Source organism: Roseomonas sp. CAU 1739, from assembly GCF_039839775.1.
Lineage (GTDB): Bacteria > Pseudomonadota > Alphaproteobacteria > Acetobacterales > Acetobacteraceae > Neoroseomonas.
The window spans coordinates 1-2,213 of the sequence record NZ_JBDOQQ010000048.1 but is presented as its reverse complement, the minus strand read 5'-3'; the positions used below and the strand labels follow the sequence as shown (position 1 = coordinate 2,213).

1 protein-coding gene is annotated in these 2,213 nt (G+C 62.3%); it reads right to left on the bottom strand.

Annotated features, from left to right (window positions below; all coding sequences use genetic code 11):
* Nucleotides 1-837 precede the first annotated feature (837 nt).
* Entirely contained in the window at nt 838-1,782 is a 945-nt protein-coding gene (locus tag AAFN86_RS29495; protein WP_347547302.1) for a toll/interleukin-1 receptor domain-containing protein, read from the bottom strand.
* Between the last annotated feature and the right edge of the window lie 431 nt (nt 1,783-2,213).

Sequence of the window (2,213 nt, the reverse complement as noted above, 5' to 3'; positions counted from 1 at the left end):
GTCGATCCGCCGCACGCCGATGCTCTACCGTCCACACCATCATCCGCCCCACGAATCGTCCGCAGGATCAGCGAATCACATCCGATTCAGCCGATTCAATTCCTTTCCGGATGGGCTCTAAGGCCCGCAGAAGGACGGCAATGAGCGGCGGGTGATCGGGAGCCTCGCCGCGGTAGTCAGACTCATCGTGCCCAGCCGCCCAACGCCTGTCAGGGTGGCTTTCGTCTGGAAACAGCCTACAGCCCAACGTAGTTTGGGCTTCACGGACTGAAGTTCGCGCCAAACTGAAAAAGGACATGTGACTTTCCCCCAGCGTCTGATGACGGAAGGCGGAGGTCCCAGTCGGGAATTGCGACGTCTCCACTGCCCGTCCCGCCTCCGCCGATCGTGCCGGAAGCGATGTCCACATCGCGCGACCCCATCCGCATGCCTCCGCGACGCTGGGGTACGCGGAGGAAGAGGCCGGATCTGCGAACGATTAGGCAGCCCTCACAACTCGTGCCGGAAGCAGCAAGTCGGATACGAGGGTTGGCCGGATCGAAGTGGAAGCGCGCGATGCCACCGAATGACATGACGTGGGACACCTGGATGGCATGCGGCCAAACGAATTCCGGGTAGCCGTCGGAGTTGCTGCTGAGCAGGACGAGCAATGGGGCCTCAGCCATGGCTGCCCCTGCGACCTCATGCGCACAGAAACCCACCGTCGGTGCCGGAAGATCGACCAGGAGGAACGCCTCGCCTGGAGAGAGTTCCTCGATGGGGCGGAGCGTCACCTGTGGCCAGACATCCATCACGCTTCGTGTGCCTTACGAGGGTCGCTTTGCGCGCGGCGGGCCATCAGCGCCGCAAGTCCTGCAGGAAGAGATCCCAATAGGCCTCGGCCGCTGCCTGCGGTGTGAGACGCGCGGCATCGTCGACGTGAATGTTCATGCCGATCGGACGCCAGTAGAGGTTGTGATCGTCTGCTTCGATGTTCAGAATCTCGTTGTAGCTGTTGCGGGCTTGGCTCTCCGCTGCCGAATAGGCGATTCCGTCGGGCATCGTAGCAAGAAAGATGTGGCAGGACGTGCGCTTTGTCCCATCTCGGTAAATTGCTGCCGTGAACGCCTCGGCATCAATGCGCTTGAAGCGACCGTCGACGCCCGGGTGTCGCTGCGCCAGTTCTTGCAGGGAGTTCTCGAAGAAGACAGCAAGAAACTCGAAGGATTCATCTCGAAAGCGGTCACGGTCGATGTCCGTGAAGCGCCGGGGCAGTCCGAGATTGCTCGATCTGGGCGCCGGGCCGATTGGTTTCTGCGGCTGGGGTCTCCTGATCGGGCTTTGTCGAGCAGGCGGCTTAGCGGACGATCGCGGTGGCAGCGCCCGTCGAGTCGCGCGGACGACCTGGAGTAAGCCCTCGTCGATGTCAGCGAAGGAGCGAACCGGCCTGCCGTCATCCGGTGTCGCGGCGAGTTTGCCGAACGGCGTGCCGTGCCAATCGCATGGGCGCAGGATAACAGGAATGACCCGAGCCTCTCGCGCTTCGTGGCGCTCAACCGCGCGGCGCATCTCAATATTGTAGCAATAATTCGACGCCAAAAAATCCGCACTGACAAGGAGAAGGATCACGTCGGCTCGCTCGAGTTCAACGCTGATCGCGTCATCCAGAACATCACCGGCCGGGATGCGGCGATCATGCCAAGTATCAACCAAGCCCTCGTGCTTGAGTGCCGACAGGTGCTTCTCAAGCTGGTCGCGTAACGCCTCGTCCGCGTGTGAGTAGGAGAAGAAGATCGTGGCCATAATGTCCCAGAGGGCCGCCGGATGAGGCGCGTCCGCGCGTCAGCACGGGCACGGTGGGCGGCTCCTTGAGGGTCCAGATATCACAGAGCCACGATTCGGGCTGGCGGAGTAAGGACATCATGCGATGCACCCCCGCCCAGTCCAGTTGGGTGGTGCACGCCAGTAATCGTGTCATCGAGGTGCTTCGAGGCGGTGACGGCAGTCGCAACCGTTTACGCGCTCAGGCCGTCGGCCGCAGGTGGGTCGGGCGAGCTGCCACCTGTCCTGACCGCGGCCAACCGCCTGCCGCCGCCGGACCGGTCGTTGATCTTAGAGCCCATCCGGAAAGGAATTGAATCGGCTGAATCGGATGTGATTCGCTGATCCTGCGGACGATTCGTGGGGCGGATGATGGTGTGGACGGTAGAGCATCGGCGTGCGGCGGATCGACG